The organism is Grimontia sp. SpTr1, assembly GCF_947387585.1.
Taxonomy (GTDB): domain Bacteria; phylum Pseudomonadota; class Gammaproteobacteria; order Enterobacterales; family Vibrionaceae; genus Enterovibrio; species Enterovibrio indicus.
On sequence record NZ_CANDOD010000004.1, the window covers coordinates 88,572 to 112,926 of the forward strand.

At 49.0% G+C, this 24,355-nt stretch carries 21 protein-coding genes; 9 read left to right on the forward strand and 12 right to left on the reverse strand.

The genetic code is table 11. The features are described from left to right. The first annotated feature begins 128 nt into the window (after window positions 1-128). Window positions 129-5,021 (forward strand): hypothetical protein, encoded by a 4,893-nt coding sequence (locus tag QL223_RS08930; protein WP_281544520.1) that lies wholly within the window; start codon window positions 129-131, stop codon window positions 5,019-5,021. Here the strand turns inward: QL223_RS08930 and yieH are convergent, their stop codons facing one another. The 3 genes from yieH to QL223_RS08945 form a co-directional block, all read right to left on the reverse strand. Continuing rightward, window positions 5,022-5,714: a 6-phosphogluconate phosphatase gene (yieH, locus tag QL223_RS08935; protein WP_281544521.1), complete on the reverse strand. Its 693-nt coding sequence runs from the start codon at window positions 5,712-5,714 to the stop codon at window positions 5,022-5,024. A 221-nt stretch (window positions 5,715-5,935) separates the two neighbouring features. Further along, complete coding sequence (locus QL223_RS08940) at window positions 5,936-7,066, reverse strand: HlyD family secretion protein (protein WP_046307738.1); 1,131 nt, start codon at window positions 7,064-7,066, stop codon at window positions 5,936-5,938. Next, on the reverse strand, window positions 7,066-7,446 hold the full coding sequence (locus QL223_RS08945) for a DUF3302 domain-containing protein (RefSeq protein ID WP_281544522.1): 381 nt from the start codon (window positions 7,444-7,446) through the stop codon (window positions 7,066-7,068). Before QL223_RS08945 ends, QL223_RS08940 begins: the two co-directional genes overlap by 1 nt. Window positions 7,447-7,930: 484 nt before the next feature. Between QL223_RS08945 and QL223_RS08950 the strand changes: the two genes are divergently transcribed. Further along, on the forward strand, window positions 7,931-8,596 hold the full coding sequence (locus QL223_RS08950) for a fumarylacetoacetate hydrolase family protein (RefSeq protein ID WP_281544523.1): 666 nt from the start codon (window positions 7,931-7,933) through the stop codon (window positions 8,594-8,596). On the opposite strand, the gene QL223_RS08955 is transcribed toward QL223_RS08950, so the two are convergent. Beyond that, complete coding sequence (locus tag QL223_RS08955; protein WP_281544524.1) at window positions 8,583-9,152, reverse strand: DUF1415 domain-containing protein; 570 nt, start codon at window positions 9,150-9,152, stop codon at window positions 8,583-8,585. The two genes, QL223_RS08950 and QL223_RS08955, sit on opposite strands and share 14 nt — an antisense overlap. A gap of 182 nt (window positions 9,153-9,334) precedes the next feature. Between QL223_RS08955 and QL223_RS08960 the strand changes: the two genes are divergently transcribed. Then, the gene (locus tag QL223_RS08960; RefSeq protein ID WP_002536558.1) at window positions 9,335-9,589 is read left to right on the forward strand and encodes a hypothetical protein; all 255 of its coding nucleotides are present in this window, start codon (window positions 9,335-9,337) and stop codon (window positions 9,587-9,589) included. A gap of 59 nt (window positions 9,590-9,648) precedes the next feature. Here QL223_RS08960 and QL223_RS08965 read toward each other — a convergent pair whose 3' ends face one another. Further along, window positions 9,649-10,152: a CreA family protein gene (locus tag QL223_RS08965; RefSeq protein ID WP_281544525.1), complete on the reverse strand. Its 504-nt coding sequence runs from the start codon at window positions 10,150-10,152 to the stop codon at window positions 9,649-9,651. Window positions 10,153-10,244: 92 nt separating this feature from the next. Continuing rightward, window positions 10,245-10,574 (reverse strand): hypothetical protein, encoded by a 330-nt coding sequence (locus tag QL223_RS08970; RefSeq protein WP_002536559.1) that lies wholly within the window; start codon window positions 10,572-10,574, stop codon window positions 10,245-10,247. A gap of 270 nt (window positions 10,575-10,844) precedes the next feature. On the opposite strand from QL223_RS08970, the gene QL223_RS08975 reads away from it, so the two are divergent. From QL223_RS08975 to QL223_RS08985, 3 genes are all read left to right on the forward strand, one after another. Then, window positions 10,845-11,300 carry a hypothetical protein gene (locus QL223_RS08975; RefSeq protein WP_281544526.1) on the forward strand — a complete coding sequence of 152 codons (456 nt, stop codon included), beginning with the start codon at window positions 10,845-10,847 and terminating at the stop codon, window positions 11,298-11,300. Between the two features lie 158 nt (window positions 11,301-11,458). Next, window positions 11,459-11,977, forward strand: coding sequence for a hypothetical protein (locus QL223_RS08980; protein WP_046307725.1), 519 nt, complete (start codon window positions 11,459-11,461; stop codon window positions 11,975-11,977). A gap of 248 nt (window positions 11,978-12,225) precedes the next feature. After that, window positions 12,226-12,669, forward strand: a complete 444-nt coding sequence (locus QL223_RS08985) for an L-alanine exporter AlaE (RefSeq protein WP_002536562.1) — start codon at window positions 12,226-12,228, stop codon at window positions 12,667-12,669. A gap of 51 nt (window positions 12,670-12,720) precedes the next feature. Here the strand turns inward: QL223_RS08985 and QL223_RS08990 are convergent, their stop codons facing one another. Then, on the reverse strand, window positions 12,721-14,574 hold the full coding sequence (locus tag QL223_RS08990; protein WP_281544527.1) for an MFS transporter: 1,854 nt from the start codon (window positions 14,572-14,574) through the stop codon (window positions 12,721-12,723). A 256-nt stretch (window positions 14,575-14,830) separates the two neighbouring features. Between QL223_RS08990 and QL223_RS08995 the strand changes: the two genes are divergently transcribed. Continuing rightward, window positions 14,831-15,457, forward strand: a complete 627-nt coding sequence (locus tag QL223_RS08995) for a response regulator transcription factor (protein ID WP_281544528.1) — start codon at window positions 14,831-14,833, stop codon at window positions 15,455-15,457. A 3-nt stretch (window positions 15,458-15,460) separates the two neighbouring features. Here QL223_RS08995 and QL223_RS09000 read toward each other — a convergent pair whose 3' ends face one another. The 5 genes from QL223_RS09000 to QL223_RS09020 all read right to left on the reverse strand — a co-directional run bounded on the left by QL223_RS09000 (window position 15,461) and on the right by QL223_RS09020 (window position 21,850). After that, window positions 15,461-16,615 carry a hypothetical protein gene (locus QL223_RS09000; RefSeq protein ID WP_281544529.1) on the reverse strand — a complete coding sequence of 385 codons (1,155 nt, stop codon included), beginning with the start codon at window positions 16,613-16,615 and terminating at the stop codon, window positions 15,461-15,463. Beyond that, the gene (locus QL223_RS09005) at window positions 16,612-18,309 is read right to left on the reverse strand and encodes a hypothetical protein (protein WP_281544530.1); all 1,698 of its coding nucleotides are present in this window, start codon (window positions 18,307-18,309) and stop codon (window positions 16,612-16,614) included. The genes QL223_RS09000 and QL223_RS09005 overlap by 4 nt, the downstream gene beginning before the upstream one ends. Before the next feature lie 25 nt (window positions 18,310-18,334). After that, window positions 18,335-19,033, reverse strand: coding sequence for a tail fiber domain-containing protein (locus tag QL223_RS09010; protein ID WP_281544531.1), 699 nt, complete (start codon window positions 19,031-19,033; stop codon window positions 18,335-18,337). 19 nt (window positions 19,034-19,052) lie between these two features. Then, on the reverse strand, window positions 19,053-20,615 hold the full coding sequence (locus QL223_RS09015; protein WP_281544532.1) for a hypothetical protein: 1,563 nt from the start codon (window positions 20,613-20,615) through the stop codon (window positions 19,053-19,055). Between the two features lie 62 nt (window positions 20,616-20,677). Beyond that, on the reverse strand, window positions 20,678-21,850 hold the full coding sequence (locus QL223_RS09020; RefSeq protein ID WP_281544533.1) for a Mur ligase family protein: 1,173 nt from the start codon (window positions 21,848-21,850) through the stop codon (window positions 20,678-20,680). Between the two features lie 90 nt (window positions 21,851-21,940). Here QL223_RS09020 and QL223_RS09025 point away from each other — a divergent pair, with 90 nt between their 5' ends. Both QL223_RS09025 and QL223_RS09030 read left to right on the forward strand, forming a co-directional pair. After that, window positions 21,941-23,839, forward strand: a complete 1,899-nt coding sequence (locus QL223_RS09025) for an ATP-binding protein (RefSeq protein ID WP_281544534.1) — start codon at window positions 21,941-21,943, stop codon at window positions 23,837-23,839. Then, window positions 23,836-24,276, forward strand: coding sequence for a bifunctional diaminohydroxyphosphoribosylaminopyrimidine deaminase/5-amino-6-(5-phosphoribosylamino)uracil reductase RibD (locus QL223_RS09030; RefSeq protein ID WP_255350074.1), 441 nt, complete (start codon window positions 23,836-23,838; stop codon window positions 24,274-24,276). The genes QL223_RS09025 and QL223_RS09030 overlap by 4 nt, the downstream gene beginning before the upstream one ends. The last annotated feature ends 79 nt before the right edge of the window (window positions 24,277-24,355 follow it).

The window sequence follows — 24,355 nt, forward strand, 5'->3', positions numbered from 1 at the left end:
CGCGATCCAGTCACAAGACATATGCACTACGGTTAGTAATGGAGAAGTGCGTCTAGCACGAAATTTACCCGCTTCAACAGGCAGGAAGCCGTTGATCCGAGTATGAGGGCAACACAATGGCCGGCAAAATGATTATTACGCAACTGGATGGTAACGCATTAATTTTTGCACCGGATGGCAGCGTAAGGGCTGCAGAACAATACGCAGAGCTTAAACCGGAAGAAGTGCTAGTCACGGAAAACGGCAGTAGCGCGGTTCTCAAAGAAAATGGTGAAAGGGAAATTCAGGTGAATGCCAACAGTGGCTTTCGCTTTGAAACGCCACCTGATGCTAACGAGGACGTGAATGCAGCTCGGCGCGGCGTCGAAGAAGGGGAGGACCCCAGCGAAAACGCAGATCCAGCTGCTGGCCAAGCCACCAGTTCATCCACATTCTTTGTTGCCGGTGATGTGGTTGTGGAAGGTTCTGGCTCACGCCCAAGCCTGACTGAGCTGCTGGAAGAAGGAGAAAGTGAGGAAAGTGAAAATGTCGAATCACTGAATGCAAACAATCTGACGGCATTTCAGCTTAGCTCCCTCTCTTCACTGCAACGTTTTTTCTTTGAACAATTAAACGAAGCGACACAAACCACTGACACTACGGATGTGACGTCGCCAGCCCCCACGACTCCTGGTTCCACACCAACCACGCCATCTCCAGAGCCATCACCCACTGATTCCAATCAGGCGCCTTCTATCATGCTCTCGATGCTGACGGTCACAGAACAGTCAGTCATTGAAGATCAGGTCGTGGCGACGATCACCACGACGGATGCGAATAATGATGCCGTTTCCCTCAATCTGCTTGATAACGAAGACGGATATTTCCGCATTCAGGACGACAATGTGGTGCTGACTCAGGTTGGCGTGGATGCGATTAACAATGATGCCCTCGGCTTGGAAAGTATGTCGATTGTGGTCGAGGCCGATGACGGTGAGTTGAGTGAGCAGGCATCTGGCGTGCTTGCGATTAACAAGGTGAACGACAACGTTCCCACGCTGACGTTGGAAGCGGTTGATGTGACTGAGGAGTCTGTTTCTGAAGGCATGGTAGTTGCGACCTTTTCGGCCTCCGATGCTGATGGAAACACCCTAAGCTACACACTGACAGACAACAATAACGGCTATTTTTCGCTAGGAGATGGTGAAGTGCTGCTGACGGCAGCAGGTGTTGAAGCGATCAATAATGATGCCCTGAACATCGAATCATTGGGCATCTTTCTGACCGTCTCTGACGGTGATTTTCAAGCCAGTGCTTCCGACACAATCTCAGTCATTCGAGTGAACGACAACGGCCCTACCGTGAACATCTCCACCAGTGACATTTCTGAAAGTGCCGTCACCGTCGGGCAGGTTGTGGCGACTGTGAGCACTGCTGATGCGGATGGAGATAATGTCACCCTGTCATTGGTTGGCAACGAGGATAACTACTTCCTCCTTGCAGACGGCGAAGTAACCCTCACCGCGGATGGCGTCGCGGCGGTACAGGATGACGGTTTGGATATCCGCTCCCTGACGATCTCTGTTCAGGCCAGTGACGGGGAGAATGCCACGGATGCCTCTGCCACGCTTCTTGTTGGTCGTGATAACGACACTCCACCAACACTTTCCCTTGCTGTTGAAGATTTGACCGAAGAGTCGGTCACAGAATCAACGCTGGTGGCGACCATCACAACGATAGATGAGGACGCAGATGATGTCTCGTTGACATTGCTGAACAATGATGACGGCTACTTCCGGCTTAATGGGAACGGTGTATACCTGACTGCAGATGGCGTTGCCGCTATCAATCAAGACGGCGTCGATGCGATATCCAGCATACCGATTTCAGTTCAGGCATTTGACGGAACGTATACCGTCGTTGCCAGTGATACGGTAGCCGTCGCGCGTTTAAACGACAACTCTCCTGTTGTCACCCTGAACGAGACCGATGTAATGGAAGAGTCTGTGTCGGTCGGCACTGTGGTCGCTACTATCTCTGCCTCTGATGCGGACGAAAATGAACTGACTTTCACCATCTCAGGCGCGAATGCAGATTGGGTGATCATTGATGGCGATGAAGTAAAGCTGACTGCGGCGGGTGTTGCAGCCATCAACGATGACGACGCGGAAATCAGCGCCATCAACTTTACTGTCACGGCATCAGATGGTTCCCGCACAGGCAGCGACGATGCGAACGTGACCGTCACCCGTGTGAATGATAATGACCCCGTGATCGCCCTGACCGAGGTCGGTGTGGAGGAAGAATCCGTCTCTGTTGATACCGTGGTGGCGACTATCTCCGCTTCCGATGCAGACGAAAATGAGCTGACTTTTACCATCTCAGGCGCGAATGCAGATTGGGTGATCATTGATGGCGATGAAGTAAAGCTGACTGCGGCGGGTGTAGAAGCGATCAACGATGATGGGGCCGAAATCAGCGCCATCAACTTTACTGTCACAGCTTCAGATGGCTCCCGCACAGGCAGCGATGATGCAAACGTGACTGTCACCCGCGTGAATGACAATGCACCTGAGCTGACTGTCTCTGTCAACGAACTGACGGAAGAAAACGTCGCAGAAAATGATGTGGTTGCGACCCTGTCGGCGACTGATGCTGATGAGAATATACTAACTTACAGCCTCAGTAATAATGGCGCTGGCTATTTCACACTCGTCGGGAATCAGGTGTTGCTGACCGCAGCAGGCGTAGCGGCGATTAATAGCGACAGTGCTGCCGATCCGTTGGAAAGCTTGTCGTTTACGGTAGGGGTGAGCGATGGAACCTATGTCGACTCGGAAAATGTGAGTGTCACCGTTAATCGGGTAGACGATATTGTTGCCGCCAATGACAGTGACGAGATTGCTGCGTCTTCGACGGCGACGGGTAACGTTATCTCTGGCAGCAATGGTGATGGAAGTGGTGCAGATACCCTGACGTCACCTTCCTCTGTCAACGTGACCCAAGTGACCTACGATGGTGTGGATTACGTGCTGACTGATGGCAGTGTCACCATCAGCGCGGACTCAGGACAACTGACGGTCTCTTCCAACGGCGATTACACCTTCACCTCATCTGTGCAGACAGAATTCTACGCCAGCGAACTGAACACCGCTTTTGGTAGCACCAATGGGGTCACCTTCTATGGTTGCAACCTGACAAGTGCCGCCTTCTTAAGTGGTGATGCAGAGAACGGGCTGGACTTGGATGAGGTGCATCACCCTTCACATGAAGGGATTGTCGAGCACGAAGTGGAAGAAGGCGCGATTATAGGCACAGATGGCGACGACACGATTGATGCAGGGAACGGTGCAGATATTGTTTACGCAGGCGCGGGTAATGACACAGTGTCTGGCGGTAACGGTGTGGATGAAATCTACGGTGAAGCGGGTAACGATACCCTGTCAGGCGACAATGCCGAGGACCATCTCTATGGCGGCGCTGATAATGACACGCTAGACGGTGGCCGTGGTAATGACCGATTGGTGGGCGGCGCGGGTGATGATGAGCTCACACTCGGTAAAGGCTCAGACACCGTGGTGTTTGAATCTGGCAATGACACAGTGATGGATTTCGATACCAACAACGACACCATTATTATCAAGAACGCATCGACGATTGATACCTTTGCAGAGCTGGGCATTGAGCAGGTTGGAGATAATACCTTCATCACCCTTGATACCGGTACTTTGACGCTCAATGGTGTTGATAAAGATGACCTCACTGCAGACATGTTCACCTTCGATACGTCGGATGAAGGCGGGGACTATTCGGCTTCGATTTATGGTTTCGATGATGAAGTCGACGAAGCGACGTTGACGGTTTCAGGCTTAGCCGACAATGAAGTGGTGGACTGGTTCCTCTATGACGTGTCGGGCAATGTCGTTGGCACAGGTTCCAGTACGTTAACGGACGGCAAGCTGTCGCTTTCCGCGCCGGCCGATAACACCTTCCGTTATGTGGCGTTGGATGTTGAAAACCTCACGGTTGAAACGATCTTCGCTGAACTCACCACTCACGACGTCAAAGATGAAATCTTTACCTACACACTGGCTGATTCAGACAGTAACAGTGTACAGGCACAGCTTACTCTCAGTTATGACGACAGTTCCCGCGTGGTGGCAGATATCGCCACGGTTCAAACGTCGGGGCTAAATGGTGACGTGAATGCACACATCGCCACAGGGAACCTGTTCGACAATGATGCCTTAAGCGGAACCTGGTTGTTTGAATCTGTGCAGTTTGAAGGTGCCACTTATCACGCTTCTGAAGGTGTGATGATCATTGAGACCCAATACGGCTCGCTGACCATTTATGGGCAAAGCGACGAGTCCCATACAAAAGGTGATTATGTCTATCAATTGGTGACCGATGTACCAAGTGACGACGTGTTAGAGTCTTTTAACTATACCTTGGTCAACGAGAGTGGATTGCGGATTCAGAGCGTGCTGGACATCCGGGTGGATGACAACGCCGATGCAGATGCCGACTTGAGCGATCTGATCAATACCACCGAGCTGACAGGGGATGAAAACGCAAACTTGCTGGTGGGCCGTGATGAGTCAGACACCCTCCAAGGCAATGGTGGCAACGACATTCTGGACGGTGGTCTTGGTGAAGATCTCTTGATTGGCGGGGCGGGCGACGATGAGTTGACCGGTGGAGAAGGGCGCGACGTATTCCAATTCCTCCGTGGTGATGCTGATTCCTTGGCGACCGACACCTTGACGGACTTCGACGTGAGTATGGACGTGTTAGACCTTTCCGATTTGTTGGATGGCTTGAACAACGAAAGTATTGAAGATTATCTGGTTTCTCTTTCAGACAAAGAGGGTAAAGCGACGCTGACCGTTGGCCTTGAGGGAGAAGCGGACAGTCAGGTGATTGTCTTTGAGAATAAGTCGTTGGATCAACTGAGCCAGGATTTAGGTATCAGTGGGAGTTCAGGCTCTGAAATTCTCGGTAAGATGATTGATGACGGCATACTGATCACTTCAGTGTGATCACGCCCAGCAGTCTGACAGCGGCAGGCGTTCCATCAGCGCCTGTAGTTCTTTCATTGAGCTGACCGAAATCACGAGAGGATGCTCAATGTTTTCTCTGTTTCCCGGGTTGAAATAAACCGTGCGCATACCTGCATTGATTCCTGCCTCTACCCCCAATAGCGTGTCATCGACAAACAGGCATTCCTGAGTCAGTACTGCCATATTCATGGCAGCATAATGGAGAAGATCGGGGGCAGGTTTCCAGCTGTTGGCATCAAATGCACTATAGAGATGGTCGCGGAAATGGTGAAGTAAGCCTGTCATGTCCAGAGACATTTTCATTTTATTAACAGGCCCATTTGAGGCGACACACATGTCAATGCCGACCTCTTTGAGCGTATCGAGTAGCTCCGGTATGCCATCGACCGGATCAAGGTGGTCAGCAAACAGTTCTGAACACTTCTGGCGATAGAGATGTTCCAGTTCATCAATCGAAATTTTCAGGTTATAGCGCTCACAGGTCTGGATCAGGATATCTGCCAGTTTGCCACCCTGAAAATTATCAAGACATTCCTGCAAATCCAGTTTCACGCCGTAGTTTGAGAAAATCTCAACGATCGCCATCTGGGACAGCACTTCGCTATCAACCAAGGTGCCGTCACAGTCAAAAATGACACAAGAAACTGGGACATCAAAGTCAAAGGAGTTCATTCTTCTCGTTCAATTGGTTTCACAATAATGTCGATACTCTAAGCCTTAACCTGACCAGTAAATCCAACAACGTGCCATTTAATAAATTGCTAGCTAGGTCTTATCAATTGCTGCGAATAGGTGGAAAAATCCATCTAAGATCTTGTTTTATTAAGAGTGATACATGGGCGGGGAAATGTGTGCTGGCTCAACCTTCTGGTTGAGCCAGCATAGAGGGGGGATTAGTGGTCGAGGTACAGGTAGTTTTGCCAGCTCTTCATACGGATCAGAACCTTACGCATGATAGAGACATGATGGAAACTGTCTGAATAAACGGCGATTTCGACATTGGTGCCGTTCGGCAGCATATGTTCAGAAATGTCGTCTGTCATCTCCAGCACAACCAGTGCACGGCCTTGGTCACTAAACATCTTGTCGCCCATCAACATGCCTTGCGCCTGAATCTGACCTTCTGCAATGGCAGGCAGCACTTCGACGACTTTGCCCTGGAAGGTTTTGCCCGGCAGAGCACGGAAGATGAACTCGGCTTCAAAACCCGGTTTCAGGCGTAGCAGGCTGTTTTGGCGGAACGCGCCCACATATCGGGTGCGGTCTTCATTCACAAAGGTCATCACCGGACGAAGCGGCATAGGAACGGCCATCATACCTGGGCGCAGCGTCACTTGAGTCACGTAGCCGTCAGTGGGTGCACGGACAATAGTGCTGTCCAAATCAAACTGTGCTTGTTCCAGTGCAGCCTGTGCTTTCGCTACCGTGGTGTCCACACCATTGATTTGAGAGGTAATACCCAGAAGCTGACGATCTTCTTCCGCTTCTGCGGCTTCTAGAGAGGCCTCCGCAGCCAGATAGATTTGACGTTTGTTGTCGACATCAGAAGCAGTAAACGCTCCCTTCTTTGCACCTTTTTGGTAACGCTCAAACTCTTTCTTTGTTCTGTCCCGTTCAGCTAACGCTTTGAGGGTATTGGCCTTAGCCGTTGAGTAAGCGGCCTGACGGGTCAGTACAGATTGCTGCGCGTCCTGTAGGGCTGCCTTTGCTTCCATTACCCGGGCTTTGAAACGGGTCTGGTCAATCTTAAACAGGATATCGCCCTGCTTGAGCGGTTGGTTAGCCTGAACGGGCACTTCGACAACCTGTCCACGAACGTTCGGTACGATTGGCGTGGTGACATACACATTACCGCCCAGCGCCGTGTGCGGGTGGTTGTAGTTCATCAGCAGAATCAATGTGCCAATCAGCACGATACCCCCCAATACCGCAGTCGGTACGGTCCATTTATTCAGAGGGATTTTGAAGATTTTGAAAATAGCGACACACAGTGCGGTGTAAGTCAGAATGAGGAGTAAATCCATTATTTTTCCTCCCCGTCTTTGTCGCCGCTGGTGGTTGAGGTCTCCACGCTTTGTGCTTTTTCCTCGAGCTTTTTTTCCAGCAGAGCAATGCGTTCTTTCAGCGCATTGAATTCGCTCTGCATGGCTTCCTGATTATGTTCCAACGCACTCATTCCCCAGCCGCGATCATGGCGCCAAAGTGTTGCCCAAATCCATAAGAAGGGCCAAAGCGCGTGAAGGGTAAACAGACTCACCCAGCCAGCATGGTGGATGGCATCTTGATGCGGATGATTCCGCTTTTTCGCGATTTCATAGGGGATGTCGTGAATGACAATGATGCCGTAGAAAATCACTAGAGCGACAAAGACCAGCAGCCCAAGCGCAAAGTAATCGAGGTTCATATTTTATCCTTTTATATGACTTACTGACTCGTCCGTGTCTACCGAATACCGCTGAAATTCAAGGCCAAAAAGACGGACGATTACGCGATAATACAACACTCACTTAACTAATCGTGGCTAAGATGGCATAAGAATTAACAAGATTGGATCGAACCGCCATCATCACTAGGGGCTGTTGACCTTTGGTGATGATTTTTGCAGCAGTTTGTGGGGATTTTGTGCAAGGCAGAGGCTTCGATGTGTAGCTAGCCTACATGAGAAGCCGATAACGCTGCATAAATTCCCCACAAAAGCTGCCCGAAGGGTTCTGCTCTAAGCGTTTTATGCTTTGTTGAAGTGTGTTTGCTTAGAATAACTAGGCGGCACACACCTCGCCGCGCCTAAAACGCTTATAGCGAGAACAAAATTTAACCACCAAAGATCAACAGCCCCTAAAGATGTTTGATAATATGGCACGGTTATTTTAGATGACAGGGAGTCACGAATGTATTCACATCAATGGGTTGGCGGAAAGGTTGCAGGGTTGACCACGGGCAAGGCGGTTTGTATTGGGAGAAACTATGTTGAGCATGCCAAAGAGCTCAATAATCCTATCCCTGATGAGCCAGTGCTCTTTATTAAACCGGCGACGTCAATTGTCGGCACCGATTCCTCGTTAGCACTCAGTGAACGTTTAGCGCCCATTCATTATGAGGCGGAGTTATCAGTATTAATCGGCAAGCCGCTGAAGAAGGCAACGGCGGAAGAAGTATTTGACGCGATTGTTGGGGTTGGGGTTGCGCTTGATCTGACGCGCCGCGAAGCCCAAAGCAAACTGAAAGAAAAAGGGCTGCCTTGGGAGCTGGCAAAAGCCTTTGATGCCAGTTGCGTGCAAAGCCAGTTCGTACCTTTTGAAGGCATAGATCTGGCCGCGACTACTTATGGTTTGGACATCAACGGCGAGCCAACCCAGCGCGGAGACACCAGCCTGATGATTAACCCTGTGGTCGATTTGATTTGCCATCTCACCCAGTACTTTACACTGGCACCGGGTGATATTGTGCTGACAGGTACACCAAAGGGCGTGGGTAAACTCGCTGATGGTGATGCTTTGACACTGACTTTAGCAGATGAAGTTTTGGCAGAATTTAGTTGTATCAGTGCGCCTTAAAAAGATAAGGAAACAGCGCTTTTCTCTCTTCTGAGGACAAACTGCAAACGCGGTCGATATTGATTTGAGGGATATCTTCCGCGTCCCCGCCGTAGTGCTTCAGCGCTTTTTCAATGCTGGCTTCACGGATCAGGTGAAACATCGGGAACGGTGAACGGTTGGTCAGGTTGCTATCATCTTCAGGTTCGACATCTGCAAAGCAATAATCGGGATGGAAACTCGCAATCTGGTAAATACCGCGCCAGCCAAACTGATCGATCAGCATGTCTGCGACATCCAAAAACTGGTTGTAGTCATCAAAGTCCAGAAAGTGATTCGGAGTGACCACGATGGTGGTTTCTAAATCCGCCACGTCGCTTTTTTCCAGCAATGTTAATTCTGTGATGATGCTTTCCATCACTTCCTGATCATCCTGGGCATCACATACGGCAACCTTGATTTGCTTGTTACGCTGCGGCTTGGCGGCAAACGGGCAGAGGTTTAAGCCAATGACGACTTTCTCGAGCCATTCTGTGGTTTGTTGCTCGACGAGGTTTTTGGAAGGAAAAGCGGTCATGGTAATTACTCTGTTGAATGCGACAGCGGTATATTAACGGCGTATTTCGCCAAACCCAACGTTTATACCAAAACAAGAAAGCAAGCTGGCCTACCAATGAGTGAAAATCATTCGCATTAGTTTGACGGGAGAGCCTTTATTATTTAAAGTGCATTTGAAATGCACCTTTAAAGGAGGAGGTTATGGAAGTAGTAATCCAATCTGGAAATGAACGAGGCATTAACTTCAAAAAGGTTACGCAGGTCGGCGGCGTGTTGATGATTATGTCGGGCTTGATAATGGTGAGCTCTTTACTCATCAGCTTCCCATTTGCGGACAATTTTTCAATTTTCCATCAAACCATCGCTCACATAGTGACCATCGTGATCGCGGGAGTATTCAAAGTCGGATACGTGACTTACATCGTTGGACGATACGAGCGCAGTCTACCTTGCTGATAGGCAAGCGTGCTCATCCTTCATTAAAAATCTCACCAGAAGGATGAGCAAGCAGCGTTTTATTTATCTTCTGCAGGCGCTTGCCACGCCTTAGTACCCCAAAGTGGAACCGTTGAGAGGCTGTGTTTGTGGCTCCCTTGTGTTTCTTTGGTGGAGTAAGAGAGGTACATCAGGGTCTGGTTTTTAGAATCAAAGATGCGGCGGATTTTCATGGATTTGAACAAGATGCTCTTTGACGCAGTAAACACCACTTCACCGGATTTAGAGCGATCCACATTTGCAATCATTTCTGGGGTGATTTCACCGGTTTGTCGGCATGAGATACCCATATCTGACGGATCAGAAAAATCGAGGTCTGCTTTCACATGACTGATGTGGCAAGTCACGCCGGGCACTTCTGGGTCGTTAAAGATTTGGATCTTAATGTCTTTGGTCGTGAAGAGGCCTAAGCTGACATCACCAACTTCATCATCTGAACAGCCTGCCAAAGCAAATCCGAAAACAGATGCAGCGATCAGCGCGCGAAGTGGTTTTGAAGAAAACGATTTTGATATAGCGAACATGGCGACACCTGTCGTTAGAAATATTTCAAGCCACTTTATCAGTGGCTTGTGTTAATTGTCTAACTTCGACTGGTATCGCTAATAAAGAGTCACTAATCGAATTGTGCGTCACCAGGACGGCGATCCAGCGTTTCTGGATTGAAAGTGAGTAGCTCGTCGTATGCATCACAAAAGCTTGCCGTATCATTGTATTTTTGGCGGGCAGCTTCGATTTTTCGCTCTGCTATACGGCGTTTATCGGAGCCGTTGCGATCAGAGCTGAAAATTCGTTGCTGAGTAAACAGCTCTTGCGTGAACTTCTGCTTGCAGATTGATTCGTTTCTTTCTGTAACCACTTCACCCAACTTATCTTTTGCAGCAAAGGCAAAACCAGATACCAGAGCCGAAGTTATAATTATTGATTTAACAACGAGATAGCGCATAATCCTCACCTGATAGTGAACCCACTCGTTTTAAAGATAGTTCACACAACAGTGCCTCTCCAGTGAGATGCATTGCTCATTTTTGATTCAGCGCAATTCCCCTTTCATTTAGTGATATTGGTTCCTGAATTAACGCCTCATTATCAAACACTGACTATCGGATTCCGGCCTGTTTTCGGCGCTGGTTAACATTCCTACAAAAAGAGGGATGAAGAGGGCGTAGCTTGCGGTTATCTTCATCTTTTTCAAGGAATGACAGTGACGTAAGAGATGCAAAAACAGGTAAACAGCTCGTACTTACAGCTTTTTCTGCGTGAATCTGGCACCGCAGCCATGCTGAATATTGAACAACTTCCCGACGTGTCAGATGTCGATGCCATCGCCCTTTTTGACTGGATGTCCAGTAAGCGCTCTTTCTCGGTATCGGAAGTGAAAGGCCAACGCTGGATTAAAACCTGCAGTGCGGGCTATGTAACTGAGTTGCTGCTCAAAGAAGACGGCACCCTTGAAGAATTTACCCTGTTCAACCGCCTACCAACCAAAGGTTGGTGGAAACTGGAACAAGGCGTACTCGATTTGGAAATCGTGAAAAACGACAACACCTACCGTAGTCGGGTCATTGCCAATAAATCGGTGAACATTCATTCGGCCATCGAGTACAAAAACGGCGAACTGCATTCCTACCTCAAACTGGCGCAAGTGATGCCAGTGGCGCAAAGCGCATAAAGTTCCCATCAAACGAGCCTTAAAGGTCAGCGAAATGCTGGCCTTTTTCATTTCTAGCGAATTTCTCTGATCATTGGGTAGAAGTGAGACCCCTAACGCATTGTTTTTGCGCTATACATGAAGGCAGAGCGTTAGCTTTGTCTTTAGGGAGTAACAAGGTGCAAATAGGACTGCCAACGTGGGTGATTGTTGCGACAGGACTGGTCATGAATGTGATCGCCGCGCTGATGACCAACTTTGTGATTGACGGTTTGGGAGAGAAAGCGGCGGTGGTGGAAGAAACCCAGAGCAGCAACAATCAACTTATTCAATTGACTTGGCAGCAAGTTGATGCCCTTGAGCGCCGAAGGGAAACATTGCTCATCATTCTTACCACCCAAGAAGAGGGTAGAGAGCTCCCAGAGATGCTCGTTAGCCAACTGCTTTCACCGTTTTCTGATATGACAGATACACCCTTGGATATGGCCAACATCAACAAAATCATGCTCGGTATTGACCAGCAGCAAGATCTTCTGCGAAACAAGATAGATACGCTATATCTAGATAACCTACAGTTAGCAGACTCCTACCGTGAAATTGTGAGCAGTATCTCTAACTACCGAAACCTTGCCCTTTTCCTCCAGATACTAGGCTTGGCGCTGATCATGGCCAGAGACCTGTCCCGAAAGCCAGACTAGATTGTGATCAAATGGGCTTAACATGTGCCAGATTTATTGTGGTCACATGAGCCATTATTGTCTTAATAATTAGAATAAAACACTGGTTTTAATTTTAAATATAGCGCCTAAATCCAACAGAGTTTTGTTCTAATAGCCGATATAACGGAGGTGAAAAAGTCGGCGTGAACGGCACTTCTCCAACCCGTTTTTTTATTGAATTTTTGGCTGTTTTAGCCGTTTTGATTTAGCGATTTTGGGGTGAGTAAATGGGTGGCGCTAACCGCGTTCGCAGCGTCGTGGCTGATATGTTTGCCATGGTCGTTTTCTGCTTCGTCACTGGCATGATGGTCGAGATCTTCGTGTCTGGTATGTCTTTCGAACAATCTTTGGCTTCGCGACTGTTGTCGATTCCAGTCAATATTCTGATTGCCTGGCCTTACGGTGTATTCCGAGACAATGTGCAGAAGTTCTCGCAACGTCTATCTTCGACCAAAACAATGAAGCGCGTGGCGGACTTTGTGGCTTATGTGGCTTTCCAGTCGCCAGTGTATGCAGCTATTTTGTTTACCGTTGGCGCTGAACCAAGTCAAATCGCAACAGCCGTCGCTTCAAACGCGCTGCTTTCCGGCTTACTGGGTGTGGTGTATGGCTCTTTCCTGGAGCGTTGTCGCAGACTGTTTCGTGTTCAGGTCATGCCTGCTGCTGTTTAACCATTTGGGTATATGAAAAATGCCACCTCAACCGGGTGGCATTTTTTGTTTTTACACCAGTAAGCTCTGTACTTCCTTTTGCAGCAAGTGACGGTTTAATGCGTTCGGTTTTAACAGCTCACCAATATTCACTTCAATCTTTGACCAAAACCGTCTTGGGCGGGTTGTGAGTGCATGGCCGTTTTTATGACTGAAGAAGGAGCCCCACAATCCTTTCAATGCCATTGGGATGACCGGCACCGGTGATTGAGCGAGAATTTTCTCCACGCCGGGTCTGAATTCGCCAAGTTCACCATCAGAGGTTAAACGGCCTTCAGGGAAAATACAGACGACTTCGCCGTTGTTTAATGCCTGCCCAATGGTTTCGAATGCCGCGTTGTAGGTCTTCTCGCACTTGCGGGGCGAGCAGATAGGAATGACACCCGCATGACGGAAAACGTATTTCAGTATCGGCATTTCACTGATGGATTTATCCATCACAAAACGCACTGGGCGGGTTGATGTTCCCATCAGGAGCAATGCGTCTACATAGCTGACATGGTTTGCGACAATCAAGGCTGCGCCTTGCTCAGGAATATGCTGGCGGCCATTAACCGATACGCGGTACAGACAGTGGCTCAATAAGTAACTGATGAAACGTTGTGTGAACTCAGGCACCTGACGGTAAACGTAAATTGCCACGATGAAGTTCCCTACCGCCATCAGTGCGAACAATTCGACAATCGAGAAATCCAATACGCTCAATACCAAGATAGAAACCAGTGCCGAGGCCACCATAAACAACGCATTCATAATGTTGTTTGCTGCGATAGAGCGCGCGCACTCACCGTCTTTAGCGCGAGACTGAATAAATGCATACAGCGGGACAATAAACACGCCGCCACTGACACCCACCATAAAGAGATCAAACATCACACGCAGATGGCTTGATTGAGCGATGAAGCTTTGCACGCCATAAAACTGCTCGGGGAAAGATTCAACGGAAGGAACTGCCCAAAGCAAATCCGCACTGAACAGTGTCAGGCCAAGAATACCGAAAGGAAGAATGCCCAGTTCCACTTTGTTGAAAGACAGCTTCTCACAGATAAAAGAACCTGCGGCAATACCAATAGAGAACAGGGCGAGCAGCAGCGAAACCACGGTACTGTCTGCGTGCAGGTGTTCACGGGCAAAGTTCGGAAACTGCGTCAGGTAGGTTGCACCCATAAACCAGAACCAACTAATGGCGAGAATCGACATCCAGATCCCGCGTTGTTTTTTGGCGACTTTAAGCGTGTTCTTCATGCCTGAAATCGGAGAAAAACGCACTTTCTCTGGGTTGGAAACGGGCAAAGATGGAATGTTCACACTACTCAAAAAGCCAATCAATGACAGCGAAACAACCAGACACGCTGCAATGAATGTCCCGCTAGGAATGGCGAGAAGCAGACCTGCGCTGAGCGTACCAATAAGGATAGAGAGGAAAGTGCCTATTTCGACCCAGGCATTGCCTTTTACCAGTTCATTGGCCTTCAGAGCCTGAGGTAAAAGAGCGTACTTAACAGGCCCAAAGTACGCCGACTGGGTTCCCGTCATAAAAAGCAAAGCCAACATCAGTAACGCATTTTGCGTCAAGATGGCTGCAGCGGCGCAGCCCATAATGGCGAGCTCTGCAAGTTTCAAACGCTGAATGAGTTTGGCTTTATCCATATTGTCGGCAATCGCGCCAGCATGCGCAGAAAACAGGAAGAAAGGCAGAATGAAAAGGCCAGCAGCAAGGTTGACGAAGAGATCGACCGAAACAGGAAGTGAATCAATAAAGCTGTAGGTCACCATCAACAACAGAATGTTTTTGTAGATGTTGTCATTCAGCGCGCCGAGGCACTGAGTAAGAAAATAGGGAAAGAATCGTTTGGTGAAAAACATGCCAGCTCCTTGGAGTCAATTCGCGTCAGATGTTTTCACTTTATAAGGCGTGAGCATAGATGCTAGCGTGTTGAAAAGAGTCGCGATATAGGAAACCCAAGGTAATAGAGGGTGAGACTTTCTAGTCTGAAATATCCATTTCTTTAAGTGATCTACGTATAGGTAAGATTGTGCTCAGTCTTGCGCTTATTACACCCATCCGGCTTTGATTCTTAGATACTTTTTCCTTCTGTTTTGCCGAAGTAAGAGGTGGCATGTGACCCGTTTATTAATTGTGGAAGATATCCCCGCCTATCAGCAGTTTCTGGGGCAGTTGGCCTCCTCCTATAAGATAACCCATTGTGATTGCGCTGGTTCACTGGCAGAGGCACTGATGTTGGCTGAACAGAATGAGTACGATTTGGCGCTGGTCGATTTAGGCCTGCCCGATGGCAATGGCCGGGATTTGATTCACTACCTGCGAAAAAACCACCCTGACACTGAGGTGATGGTGCTGACCATTTTTGGTGATGAAACCAATGTGCTAAGTGCGATTCAGGCGGGAGCCCGCGGATACCTGTTAAAAGACACGCCGTTTGAGAAAATTGAAGAAGCGATTGAAAATCAGTTGGCGGGCGGTGCACCCATGAGTGCGGCGGTGGCAGCACATGTGTTAAATCAAATTCAGGTAGGAACGCAAACGCCGCTGAATAATCCTTTAACTAACCGAGAAAACGAAGTGCTGGCGCTACTGGCAAAGGGACTAAAAACCAGTGAGATTGGAAGCGCGATGGGTATCTCTCACTACACGGTAAATGATCATATTAAGGCCATTTACCGCAAGCTTGAAGTAAGCAGTCGCTGTGAGGCGGTGTTTGAAGCTAACCAACAGGGACTGCTTTGATGTTTACTCAACAAATAAGTATCCAGCACCAATGCCGGCACCCACATTGAGAAAGTCATAACCTCCTCTTACAGCACCTATACCGCCAATTTTGAACCAGTAATCAGCGCTTTGAGGAAAGTTTGAGGGGAGTTTCATCGTTAATAGATCGCCCCCTCCTGCAATAAACCCCACTGAGGCAAATGCCATTCCTACACTGCCCTCAAAATCATCAAATCGATAGCAGTGAAAACGGTTGCCAGTAACAAATTCGAGCTTTCCCCCTGACGAGGTCACGCTGGTACTCACACCTAATTTTGAGTGTTTCAGGTAACTCGCCAGTTTTTTGGGTTTCGTCAAAAGGGGGACAATTTTTCTGACTTCCTTGATGTGTTTGAGCTTCTTAATGTGTTTTAGATGTTTGATAGGTAAAGGTATATTCGCCGTGGCTCCCACTACGTAAACATCTTTTGTTTCAAGGGGCATATCATCGCCACTTAGTCTGTGGAGCTTACCAACGAGCAGCACCACACCGATGATGACGTCAAAACTCAGCATGATTGAAACTTCTAAGCGCCATTTATGAGATGAGCCCTGGCTACATACATCTTTTATTATCGGCACTTTACGTTTTTTCGGTTTGGGAAGTTTGGGCTCTGGAATGAGCACAGAAACTCGGATTTCCACCGAACGGTTCCAGTCCAATTGTGATGCTTCGTTTTTCACGTGAGTGGGAGAGGATGAACCATCAGAAGATTCTTTCAGGATTTGCAGGTTTGGGCATCGTCCCACCAGATATTGTTTAACACTTTCCAACCGCTTTTTGGCATAGGTTTTATTTTTACCTTCAGGGCCAGTTTTGCTCGCTCTGCCAATAAGGTGAGTCACTCTTGCAGCATCCCCATAGGCTTTAAAAAGAGAAACCAGTTCATCAAGGTATTTTTTCTGACCCGGTAAAAGCTTGTGCTGGCGAACAGCAAAGTTTGCCAGCAGCACAGAAAAGGTCAGCAAACCATTGGAATATTCCATATCCAGCAAATGAAATTTAAATTTGGATGTGCCGAGATTAGGCGGGGCAGCCTCTTTCGGAGTCACCAAAGATTGCCCTAAAGGGGCAACCGGACTTTGGTTGGTCGACCCTGTGATAAGGGAAGATGAGTTGGTGAGTGTATCCGTCATGCGCTATCCCCTTTCTCTTCCTCACAGCAATCGTTGTGAATGGTCTGGAGTGCTGAAATCGCTGCAATAGCGTTCTCTTTGTGCTCGGGTTGGTTGGCGATATCAATCAGCGCATTGATCACATGGGTTTTCAGTTTACGCCCACTGTTTTCGAGCTCCCGGCGTCGTACTTCGTTAGCTTGCAGACCCATAGAGTAAGGGTCTAGCGCGTTGGATTGACCAAGCAGGGCTTCCACGACGACACCGGATGTTTGCAGGATGTTTTGGTTAACCGCCAATACAATACCCGGCACATCAATGGGCTTGCCGCCGATTTCAGATACGGGCGTTGTCACTTGATGATCAACGCTTAGCAGCGCTTTTTTTTCTGGCGTTTCGATGTGTTCCTGTTTAATCAGGCTTCGGGTATTTCCTTGGTGGTCACGGATAGAGGCCAGCATTCGGTAGAGGACTTTGGTGACATCTTCCCGGTAGTCTCGATCAGCAATACAGTCTTCAAACAAAGCGTCCAGTTCATAAAGCTCGTAGCGTTTGATACTGGCGGGCGTGCCGTAGTCGACTTCAAGATAGGCACCGGTCAATGCGAAAGTAGACAGGTATTCCTGGTTCATCTGTCGTGCGACAAAGTTCAGGGTGCGGCTGACGTTGATATTGCGAATCGTCCGTTTTTCACTGAACTCGTTCTCTTCAGTGTGGCTGCTACTGCGATCGACCTGAACATTGACTTCGCGTTTCGCATTCACCTTGTCGATGTGTTTTTTCAGTGCACTTTCTGCGGTTTTCTGTGTGTTGGCGCGGTGGGTATTGGTTTGGGTTTCATAGCCACCACTGACTGATATTTTCAGCTCATTCTCGCCGCCACCACTACCCACCACAGGGATATCCACTTTGGCGCTGGTTTTCATCCGGTAGTCGGTGCGACCTTCAAGACGCCATTTATCCTGCGTGTCTTCTGAAAACTCGGTTTTACTCTCCCTATCCAGTGATTCTGTCAGTTCTGATTGGGTATCTGAACTATGCGCATCAAGAATACTTTGGGTTTCCGAGCGGTTGGTTTTGGTTTGCTCAAAGCTGCGGATGGAAAGTTCGACTTCTTCCCCTGGTAGCAAGGAGAAGGAATCCACCACTCGGCCTGCACCATAATCACCGAGATAGTTTCTGACTGTTATCTTTTCCACCAGACGAATTGTTGGAACTGATGTCAAATTGGGTAGGTAGAGGTCATAGTTAGGGATGCCTGAAATGCCAACATAGCTGTCGATGACATAGCCGTTCTCAAGCATGTTCTGTACTTGCGCCATACCATACTTATTGATGACGTAGTCCAGTGGTTGGACGGCGGTTTGCACTATTGCTTCGTTTTGGATGGGGGTGTCCTCGATAACGTCATTCACTGGTGCGGGTTGAATGAGTTGCTCGTTTATTTTTTCATCCGTTTCGTTTGCAAGCACTGCATGCCAAAGTGGGCTGATGGCGTGGGCTTTCATGGCCATCATGGTCATAGGCACCACGTTTTTAGCGCTTTTCTCCTGATTGGATGTACTGTCGGTACTTTTCTTGCGTTTGAATTTGCTTGGTATCACAAGTTCAGAAACCTGCTCATAAGTGAATGCTGTCGATGCAGGTAAGTCGTAACGGAGCAGACTGGCGTTGCCACCGTCATCGAATTTGATCATGGGTTCTGTCTGACTCATGGGGGCCTCCATTTAGGGTTAGGGATTAGGGCTGGGATGACGCCGATTCCAGCTCAATAATGCGGGTTTCAAGCTGATGAACTTGTGCGTGGAGCTGTTTGACGGATTCAAGCAGCAAAGGGATCAAGCCTTCGTAATCGACACTTTTCAGCCCGTCTTCGTCTTCGTCAACCAGTGAGGGGATCACAGTCTCTACTTGCTGGGCAATCAGGCCAAACTCCTCGGTTGCCTGATGGGTATCTTTCCACCGATAGGTCACGCCTTCGATTTGGTTAAGTAACTGCTGGGCTGAAACTATGGGTTTAATGTCCTGTTTTAGCCGTTCATCTGAGGTGCGGCTGAAATGTCGTGCTTTGACTGTGCTGGTTCGGCCGTCGATGTGAATGTCGGGTGAGTCTTTCGGGGTAATCACTTTTAGAGAGCCGGGTTCGTTATCAACTGCTTCTGTCACTGATGCGAGCATGCCGATTCGTAAATCCCTTCGGCAATCCAACTGCTCAGTGAAGGCTTCTTTACTGGTGACCTTGGTTGTCGAAACCTTGTCAGGCGTAATGAAGGTGCGCTGGCTGCCACCGCGGAAGCGGGTGATATTCTCCGTGATAAAAAGTGTGTCGCGATCCAACACCATGCCGCCACCACTGTTGGTGTCCAGTTGTTCACCAAACCGGATCATGCGGGCGATGTTGTCGATACGGGTTCTTTGAAGCTTGATGTCTGTCGCCATAATGAGTGTCCTTTTACTGTTATTGGGTTGCGTTGAGGCCGAATGGAAGGGGAATACCCTGTGGTCTTAATGCAGCTGCGGCGTCTTCGAGATCAAAGGCGAAGCCCGCGCCGTTGATCATCACCTGCAAATTGACGTTGCTGACTTTCCTGACGCCAGATGTGGCGCAGCGTAGTGAGAGTTTGTTGAGTGATCGGATGGGTAATCTCGCTTCCAGATCAAGCACCACCTGCTCAGAAGCGAATAGCGTCATCGCACCTTGATTTGTGACGGCTTTGACGACCAATGGAAACTTTCGGTTGCTGTAATGAAGTTGGAAGGTGAGCTTTTTGGCGCGGGTTTTTGCCTGAACGGTCAGGGTAGCTCCCAGCATATTCAGGGTTTGATGAGGGATGAGGTTTCGAAGGGAGCCATAGAAGGGAATGCCCAGTTCTTGGGTCGCTTTGCGGAGGCTATAGCCAGGTGCGATGTTGTTCATCACTTTTCGCAGGCTGAAGTTGTAATGATCTGTCATCATCGAACGTAGCCTAGAAAAATACTGGTTCGCACCTGCTTTGTTGGGGTGCAACATGTGGGCTTTACGACATGCCACGGCAGAGAAGAGGTTTTGTTCAATCTCAAAACCGTTTGCTACCGAATATTCCAATCCAGCTTGGTAGTTGGGGCAGAGTTTATTGCGCTCTCTGGTGACGGTTCCATCCCCGTTCCATCCCCATACTTGTGGGCGTCTTGTGAACATGGCTTGAGTCGCTGCAAGACCAGGATGGAGAAACCAGATAGGGGCTTTGCGGGTGTCAGCGAGTTCTTTGTTAACCTTATTGACTGCGCGCATGGCTCCCAGCTCCATGGCGATATAAAACAGGTAGCCATTGAGCTTGGCTTGTTCAAGCGTGTCTGCCGGTGTCTGCAGGCCTTCTGCCATCCAACCCAGAACATCATCGACGGGAGACAGTGCTTTGGCGAAGTCGATAGCTGCATCAGCAAAACGGTTTCCTGTTCGAAAATCTAAAATCTCCTGAAGCACAGAACCTGACTCATGCATGACATCGGTAAACTGTTCCAGACTCTCAAAACGCGAATGCGGCGAAACCGAAGGGAAATATCCGGTATATATGATTTGTGCGTTAGGACATTGAGATCTGACTTTTCTGAGAAAGGGCACCAAGCGCTCATCAATCAGGTCGTCGAGCTTTTCAACCGTTTTCTCGTAGTCTGTAGCTGCAGATTTAAACCCGACATCATTGGCTATGCCGTTCACCAGAAGCAGATCGATGTTCTCGGGGCGATCCAGCTCCGTTAATTGTTTAGTAATGGTGGGGTAAGCCGCAGGCAGTTCACCAAAAAACGTGGGTTGTGGCAGGTGGGTGTCGAATGCTGGGCGACGATGATGCTCGTTCTTTTTACCAATAATCGCGCCTGAGTGGGCTTTGTAGTCACCCGTGATGGGTTGGTGCATGTCATTGATGGAAGCGCCAATACGAAGCTCTCGGGAAAGCCAAGCAACCAGTTGGTTTGCGTAGGTTTGATGCCGGGGGATCCCTTGTCCCCACATGACGGAATCGCCAATAACTGCAACTCGCATAGATTCCTCCTTAGAGGTGTTGAGAGAAAGATGTCGTGATAACAGGCTTTTTGGAGTGAGGTTCAGCGCTGTTGTATTTGCTTCAGGCAAATCTTGATGACGTCGGCATCGCACAACGGCTGATTGAAGAAAGAGGGAGGTAGCAAAGGTGAAGCGCCGGGAAGGTAGGTTTCATGTCCTCGTCCCGCGACGACAAGAATGTCCTCATCAGTTTGGCCAGAGAGTGCCTGATAAATGGCTTCGACCCGGTTTTTCACAAAACGCGCATGAGGCAAGGTCTGGCGCAAGGGGGAAACGATATGCTCAATCGGCTCAGTCCGTGAGTTGTCACCAGTGATAAAAATGCGTTGGGCATATTTCCCCACCTCTTTTGCCATAGGCGTGCGTTTGGTTTTGTCCCGATCGCCCCCACACCCAAACACGACGGTTAAGGGCTTCTGATAGTGTTCTCTTAACGCTGAAAGCGTTTGACCCAGGCCATCAGGGTTGTGGGCAAAATCGACAAAAATCCGCCGTTTATCTTTGACTGGAATGGCTTGCAACCTACCCGGTGGCAGAGTGAGAGAGGGGATAAATGCAAGGGCTTTTTTCATGGCATGATAACCACAAAGGCTGTCGATCAGGCCCAAGGCAGTCAGCAAGTTGAAGACATTGTGCTGCCCCAAGAACGGTGCGCGGCCTTGCCAGTGTTCACCGGCCAAACACAACGTCAGTTGGTGATGGTTGAGCACGCCATACCACCCGCTTTCCCGCGTTTGGCTGCTGAAGGTTTTTGGTAGGCAACCGTGCTGAATGCATGCATCAAACCATGCTTCGCGGTGTGGCTCTTCATGGCGGAGCCAGATGCTTGCGCCCGGTTTGCAATGAGCGGTGAGTTTGAGTTTAGCGTTGAGGTAGTCTGTCTCGGTTTTATGGTAATCGCGATGATCGTGAGACAGGTTAGTAAAAGCCCCACAGTCAAATTGGAATCTTTGGTACTGTCCTAAAATCAGTAACCTGCTGAAGCATTCCATCAAGCAGACGTCGATTTGCCACTGCACCATCACCTCCTTCACGTGGTCATGGATTCGTTCAGGGGTGTTGCAATACCAGGGCAGGGACTCGGTGATGTCTTGGTGGCGAAGCCCCAACGTGCCCCATGTCATTGCGGACACGCCGATATGGTTCAGTAGTTGGCGGGTTAACTCAATGCTGGTGGTTTTCCCGTTTGTTCCGGTAACGGCTGCGAATTTCATGGGTAACTCCTTGGGCGAAGTGGTTACCAAACAGCCTAAATCTGACAGGAATAATCACCATCCCAAGTTCTAGGGGGTATTAAGGATCTAATGCACCAAAGAATGTCTGCGATGCACTCTGGAAAGGCGCTAACCAATGCAGTATTTCGCTTTGTGTTGGTACTCGTGCTGCCTGCAATCATGCTGCTGATAATGGTGAAGGGACTTGAGGTGACTAACCATATCAACTTGCCCGTTGTTGATGTGGCGACTCAGGTGATTCAGCAAGACGGTAAGCCCACATACCGGGAGGTTTCCCTGCCGCATAACTACACCCTTGGTAGCGGTTTTTCCTATGGGCAATACAGTTTGGTACTGCCAAAAGCGGGTGGAGATACCACGGCGATTTTGTTGCCGCCATTCAGAGATACCTTGGTAATGCGCACTGGAGGGGAGTTAATTTGGCAGACCGCGCCTGTGTCCTACTCCCGCGAACGTATGATGCCGCGTTTTCGCTATCAGCCTGTTTATCACGAGTTCCCCAATCGATTATTTGACGGAGAGAACCTAGCTGTCTCGATAGATATTGGATCCAGTGGTGGGTTGCGGCTTCCTCAAATCTACGCGGGTACGCCTGAAGAGGTGAAACCTGTTTATCAGCGTTTGTACTGGTCTCAGATAGGCGTTCATAAAGTGATGCTCTGGCTCACGCCAGTGATCACGATGTTTTACCTGATGCTCTGGTGGTTTCGTCGTCAGAACAGCGAATATCTCTACTTCGCGCTGGGTACGGTCTGCTGGGCGTTGACCAATATGACGTTCACGATTTCCAATTTGCCCATTTCCCAGCACATTTATTGGATGCTGTCTGTTTCACTCCAACCCATGCTCACCTTGTTTATGGTGCTGTTTCTCCACCGCTGGTATGGCATTGAGGGGAGAAAACTTGAGTACGGATTTGTGTGTGTTTCCCTCTTGCTGGTGGTTGCCTCCTTTGCGTTATATGAGTGGGATCCTCAGTATTTATGGTGGCGATTTAACGAGAGCTTCTTGCGGGGATTCGTGGCGTTGAGCGCTGTGTATATCGGAGGCATATTGCTGTGGCAGGCATGCTTACGACACAGCCTCAGTGCACTTATCTTGGCGATATCCGGTCTGGTGGGTGTTTATGCTGGGGTGTTGGATTCACTGGATGGCATGCAGCTTCTGGATATGTATTTTCCGCTGAGTATACATGCAAACTTACTGATCTTTCTGACACTTTGTGGCTTGCTGATGTACCGCTATGTGAGCGCCCTAAACAAGAGTGAAGAGTTGCAGAAAACGTTGGAAGACAAAGTCGTTGAAGCAGTAAAACGTTTTGAGCAAGAGCAGTCGATAGCCCACGAAAGTGAGAAGCAACGTGCTTTGCTGACGGAACGGCAAAACCTGTTATCTGACATGCACGATGGATTGGGTAGCCAGTTGGTAGAGCTGATCACCTTGCTAAGAGTGAAGAGCGTTGGCCGGGAAGATCTCCAACTCAAAGCGCAGCAATGTCTCAATGACCTCAGACTGATTCTTGATAGCCGGAACCCGTTGTTTGAAACCCAGTTTACCGTGCTCCTTGGTCAGTGGCGCTCACGCATCGAGCCCGTCTTGGAGGCCTCTGGTATCGACTTAGCGTGGAGCCTTGATATCTGTGACGAAGAAATGCACTTGAGCGCCCAACAAAAGCTGGACTTACTGCGTGTTTTTCAGGAGCTTATAACCAACACGATCAAACATGCAAAGGACGCGACCAGAGTGATGTTCTGTTGCCAAATGGAATCAAATTCACTACATATTCAGATTACAGACGACGGAAAATGCAGTGAAGAACAAGATGACAGTGATCACGGGTATGGACTGGCGTCTATTCAATCACGCGTAAAGAGATTGGGGGGGCAGTGTCATTTTCAACGAGGAACGTCAGGCGCGTCGACGGAGATGATCATTCCAACGGGAAAAGAAGCAGGAAACAGGACGTGATAGACGAAAAGCGATTCATGCTTAGAGCGCTCGATGTGTCAAAAAATGCACTGCCTTATTGCCAACCCAACCCTCCTGTGGGCTGCGTCCTTGTCGCCAATGGCGATATTGTTGCGGAAGGGTTTACACAACCTATTGGCGGCCATCATGCGGAAGTGGAAGCACTCGGGAAGCTCAGTTCAAATATCGATATTAAAACGGTAACAGCATACGTCACACTTGAACCCTGCTCGTTTATTGGCAGAACGCCAGCGTGTGCCGAAACCTTGTTGAATTCAGGGATAGGCAAAGTGGTCGTTTCGCTACTCGACCCAGATCGGCGAAACAATGGCGCGGGTATTGCGATGTTGCAGCAGGGTGGCGTGCATGTTGAGGTTGGTCTCGCACGGGATGAGGTTGAAACCTTCCTGACTCCTTATCTTGGGCTTTCTTGGTAAGAGTTTTGGTGGAGACTTAATCAACATCTCTCATTGTCAAAGCCGTTAACCCCGCATCAAAACTACCCAAAGATTCATC

What these genes read in the sequence shown, in the direction of transcription:
- QL223_RS08930 (WP_281544520.1), top strand. Translation starts at nt 129, where the DNA reads ATGATTATTACGCAACTGGATGGTAACGCATTAATTTTTGCACCGGAT.
- yieH (WP_281544521.1), bottom strand. Translation starts at nt 5,714, where the DNA reads ATGAACTCCTTTGACTTTGATGTCCCAGTTTCTTGTGTCATTTTTGAC.
- QL223_RS08940 (WP_046307738.1), bottom strand. Translation starts at nt 7,066, where the DNA reads ATGGATTTACTCCTCATTCTGACTTACACCGCACTGTGTGTCGCTATT.
- QL223_RS08945 (WP_281544522.1), bottom strand. Translation starts at nt 7,446, where the DNA reads ATGAACCTCGATTACTTTGCGCTTGGGCTGCTGGTCTTTGTCGCTCTA.
- QL223_RS08950 (WP_281544523.1), top strand. Translation starts at nt 7,931, where the DNA reads ATGTATTCACATCAATGGGTTGGCGGAAAGGTTGCAGGGTTGACCACG.
- QL223_RS08955 (WP_281544524.1), bottom strand. Translation starts at nt 9,152, where the DNA reads ATGACCGCTTTTCCTTCCAAAAACCTCGTCGAGCAACAAACCACAGAA.
- QL223_RS08960 (WP_002536558.1), top strand. Translation starts at nt 9,335, where the DNA reads ATGGAAGTAGTAATCCAATCTGGAAATGAACGAGGCATTAACTTCAAA.
- QL223_RS08965 (WP_281544525.1), bottom strand. Translation starts at nt 10,152, where the DNA reads ATGTTCGCTATATCAAAATCGTTTTCTTCAAAACCACTTCGCGCGCTG.
- QL223_RS08970 (WP_002536559.1), bottom strand. Translation starts at nt 10,574, where the DNA reads ATGCGCTATCTCGTTGTTAAATCAATAATTATAACTTCGGCTCTGGTA.
- QL223_RS08975 (WP_281544526.1), top strand. Translation starts at nt 10,845, where the DNA reads ATGCAAAAACAGGTAAACAGCTCGTACTTACAGCTTTTTCTGCGTGAA.
- QL223_RS08985 (WP_002536562.1), top strand. Translation starts at nt 12,226, where the DNA reads ATGGGTGGCGCTAACCGCGTTCGCAGCGTCGTGGCTGATATGTTTGCC.
- QL223_RS08990 (WP_281544527.1), bottom strand. Translation starts at nt 14,574, where the DNA reads ATGTTTTTCACCAAACGATTCTTTCCCTATTTTCTTACTCAGTGCCTC.
- QL223_RS09000 (WP_281544529.1), bottom strand. Translation starts at nt 16,615, where the DNA reads ATGACGGATACACTCACCAACTCATCTTCCCTTATCACAGGGTCGACC.
- QL223_RS09005 (WP_281544530.1), bottom strand. Translation starts at nt 18,309, where the DNA reads ATGAGTCAGACAGAACCCATGATCAAATTCGATGACGGTGGCAACGCC.
- QL223_RS09010 (WP_281544531.1), bottom strand. Translation starts at nt 19,033, where the DNA reads ATGGCGACAGACATCAAGCTTCAAAGAACCCGTATCGACAACATCGCC.
- QL223_RS09015 (WP_281544532.1), bottom strand. Translation starts at nt 20,615, where the DNA reads ATGCGAGTTGCAGTTATTGGCGATTCCGTCATGTGGGGACAAGGGATC.
- QL223_RS09020 (WP_281544533.1), bottom strand. Translation starts at nt 21,850, where the DNA reads ATGAAATTCGCAGCCGTTACCGGAACAAACGGGAAAACCACCAGCATT.
- QL223_RS09025 (WP_281544534.1), top strand. Translation starts at nt 21,941, where the DNA reads ATGCACCAAAGAATGTCTGCGATGCACTCTGGAAAGGCGCTAACCAAT.